This window comes from Acinetobacter sp. T_3_1, assembly GCF_025377055.1.
Classification (GTDB): Bacteria; Pseudomonadota; Gammaproteobacteria; order Pseudomonadales; family Moraxellaceae; genus Acinetobacter; species Acinetobacter kookii.
Window position 1 is genome coordinate 1 of the sequence record NZ_JACHVD010000049.1, and the last position, 857, is coordinate 857.

At 35.4% G+C, this 857-nt stretch carries 1 protein-coding gene; it reads left to right on the forward strand.

The features are described 5' to 3' along the window. Positions 1-70: 70 nt before the first annotated feature. Positions 71-817: an IS5-like element ISAba31 family transposase gene (locus H4I94_RS16155; RefSeq protein WP_004645384.1), complete on the forward strand. Its 747-nt coding sequence runs from the start codon at positions 71-73 to the stop codon at positions 815-817. Positions 818-857 lie beyond the last annotated feature (40 nt).

Here is an 857-nt window from a genome sequence, read left to right on the forward strand (position 1 = left end):
ACTAGGGTGTGTTGACACTTTTAGCTTAAAAAAATAGCGAAGTAGTAAAATCAAATCTTTACTATTCGCTATGCCTCGTACCATGCTGACAGATCAACACTGGCAAAAGTTGAAAGTTATTCTGCGTAATTTATCCATTCACCACAACTCAAATTTACGCAATTTTATTGAAGCTATTCTCTATAGAATTAGAACAGGCTGTCCGTGGCGAGATATTCCTTGCTGTTTTGGTCATTCAAACTCTATTTTCAAACGTTTTAATCGTTGGTCAAGCAGCGGTAAGTTACTTAGATTATTCAAATTACTAGCCTCATGCCCCGATATGGAGTGGATTTTTATTGATGGCTCTCATGTACGTGCTCATCAACATTCTGCCGGCATAGCGAATCAATCTATTTCTAAAAGTGTAGGGGGAAACTCCTCAAAAATACATTTGATTGTTGATGCACATGGCAATCCTATTGATTTCATGATTACCGATGGAACCACACATGATGTTAAAGTTGCACCTGATTTAATATCAACATTAGATTTAAAAGAGACAAAAGTGGTATGTGCAGATAAAGGCTATGATTCAGAACCACTGCGTGAACAGATCAGGAAAACAGGGACTAAAGCGAATATACCAAAGAAAACAAATAGCCAATCGAACAATGACCATATGGACTGGTATTTATATAAAATCAGGCATTTAGTTGAAAATATGTTTTGTAGATTAAAGCAATTTAGAGGAATAGCTACTCGATATGACAAGCTCAAAAGAAATTATCAAAGTTCTGTTGCTTTAGCCTGTATATTTTTATGGCTACCTTTATAGGGTTAATTATGAACAGTAAATGTCAACAGACCCTAATTAA

What these genes read in the sequence shown, in the direction of transcription:
- H4I94_RS16155 (WP_004645384.1), top strand. Translation starts at nt 71, where the DNA reads ATGCCTCGTACCATGCTGACAGATCAACACTGGCAAAAGTTGAAAGTT.